3 protein-coding genes are annotated in these 2,426 nt (G+C 40.7%); 2 read left to right on the forward strand and 1 reads right to left on the reverse strand.

The features are described 5' to 3' along the window. Positions 1–231 (forward strand): hypothetical protein (locus tag HMPREF9420_RS14380; protein ID WP_007133800.1); only part of this gene is annotated, 231 nt, incomplete at its 5' end. 22 nt (positions 232–253) lie between these two features. Here the strand turns inward: HMPREF9420_RS14380 and HMPREF9420_RS02350 are convergent. Continuing rightward, positions 254–1,474, reverse strand: a complete 1,221-nt coding sequence (locus tag HMPREF9420_RS02350) for an MltF family protein (RefSeq protein ID WP_044079034.1) — start codon at positions 1,472–1,474, stop codon at positions 254–256. Between the two features lie 201 nt (positions 1,475–1,675). On the opposite strand from HMPREF9420_RS02350, the gene HMPREF9420_RS02355 reads away from it, so the two are divergent. Then, on the forward strand, positions 1,676–2,426 hold a 751-nt coding region (locus HMPREF9420_RS02355), incomplete at its 3' end, for an aminotransferase class I/II-fold pyridoxal phosphate-dependent enzyme (protein ID WP_007133802.1).

Consider the following 2,426-nt stretch of genomic DNA (forward strand, 5'->3'; position numbering starts at 1 on the left):
GAGATTTTTAGCCCTAAAGCGTTGCGCGGAAGCATGAAAAAGAGTTTTTTAGCTCTAAAGCGTCGCGCGGAAGCATGGAATTCAGGCTTCAACTTTTATATGACAATAATGCTTACTGGACAGCAACAATACATAAACAAATATCCCGTTCCAAATAACCATCCGGCAAGTCCTAATACAGGGCTTGCCGGATATCTTTTTTATTCTCTAATCCTTCCTTATAAAACTTAAAAGAATCATCGAGCATGCACGCTCAAATCTTAAACCTATTGTGATGCTTTGCACGTGAGGGAGACATATTGTCAAAACCTCCGCCAAACCCTTTGAAATGGTCTGAAGGAAAACCATTATCCTTAGACCTTACCACACCACGATATTGTGCCCAACGGTCCAGTATCCGATTGACATAGTTGACCGTCTCTTGCCCACGCATATATCCGTGCTTCACCACAGGATCATTGTAATATGCGGGTGTGCTCAAACGCAAAACAAACTCTTGAACCTCATTCCAGGAATAAGGATTACGCCCATATTTACGTGCTAAAGCCATGGCATCACGTATATGAAAAGAACCTCCATTATAGCCAGCAAGCACATAACAACTCCGTTCAGCAGGGTTGGGCACGTCTGCAAAGTGTCCCGACAATTGTCGAATATACTTAGCTGCTGCTGCTATATTAAGTTCTGGGTCATAAATATCCTCCCGAGCTATTCCCAGATGGTCTGCCGTTCTCGGCATGATTTGCATCAGTCCACAAGCCCCTGCCCATGAATGTGCGCGAGGGTCGAACGTCGATTCCTGATAGCATTGTGCGGCCATCAGGCGCCAATCCCATCCTGCCATAGGTGCATATTGCTGGAAATAAGAATCCCATTGAGAAATCTGACCACGCGCTCTATTCAACATGGGTGAGTAGACATGGCGTGTCACACTACGTGCCGACAAAAGGAAATTCTCCTCTTTCTTCAACGAAACTATCATTGATGGACGATACCAATGGTTCAAAGAGTCGGCTAACTCCACATTATTCTCTTGAACTGCCCATTGTGCATGAAGGGAATCAATCTTCACTCCACAATATCTTATGCCTTTATAGGTTTGAGGTAAAGGAAAGGCAACCAAATCTCCATCGCCCGACTTCAACTTCCTTACCATCTCCAACGTGTCTCTACACACTTCAACACGAAGAGAAACACCTAAACTTTGTGCAAACTTCTCAGCCAGAAGATATTGTAACCCCATACCTCTACCATGATAATCATAATAGGTTTCAGGACCCGACATCGTGAGCATAATTAGTTCTCCATTGTTCTGTATATCAGAAAGAGTAAATGCCTTCTGTGTACTTACAGAATCATCTCCACCCACCTCTTCGCCCCAGGGCGTAAGCATCTTTTCCTTTTTCCCCTTACATGATGCTAACAAACCAAGTGTCAGCAATCCCATAAGACATGCAATATATAAACGGTGCATAAGCATTATTATATTCTCAACAAACAGAGGAGTTTCTTCTTGTGGCCACAAAATTACAACATAATTTGGAAATATCCATTTAAATCCATATTTTTGCAAAGCAAATAGCATCATTAAAATATATTATTCATACGCCTTTGGAAGTTTATACTATCCAGATAATATTTTTCTTCAGAGGCATCTTCATAAGAAAACAATCCTATGAGAGAACTGAAAACTTTATGCCGGCAAAATATATGGGCGTTATCGTTAAAAAGAAACACTGAAAAAGCCCCATGCCAACACAAGGAAATCATTGCGTTAGACAAGAATGAGAATCCATATAACAAGCCATTCAACACCTATCCAGATTCTTATCAAGAAGAATTGAGACAAAAAGTGGCTGACATAAAAGGCATTTCTAAAGATAATATCATCCTAAGCAATGGCTCAAATGAGGCTATTGACAGGATAATCAGAACCTTTTGCGAACCTCACATTGACCATATTGTGACCTTGTCTCCTTCGTATGACATATATACATATTGTGCAGAAATAAATGGTGTAGACTATAAATCCATAACGCTCAATAGTGAATTCCAAACTACAGCAGACGAGTTACTCAATGCCTGTGAAGAAAATACGAAGTTGATTTTTATATGTTCACCCAATACTCCTTCTGGAAACATCATTAATCCTGAAGTTATCGAACAAGTACTTCACTCCTTCGAAGGTATTGTTATCATCGATGAAGCCTATATAGACTTTGCAAACCACCCCTCATTTCTAAGAATTATCCACCAGAATCCTAATCTCATCATCCTTCAAACCATGAGTCATGCATGGGCTTCTGCCGCCATACGCTTGGGCATGACCTTTGCATCCGAATCTATTATAAATTTACTGCAAACAGTTTGTATGCCTTATAGCCTCAATATACTAACACAAAAGCATGCTTTAGAGGCACTAAACG

The organism is Segatella salivae DSM 15606, from assembly GCF_000185845.1.
Taxonomy (GTDB): Bacteria; Bacteroidota; Bacteroidia; order Bacteroidales; family Bacteroidaceae; genus Prevotella; species Prevotella salivae.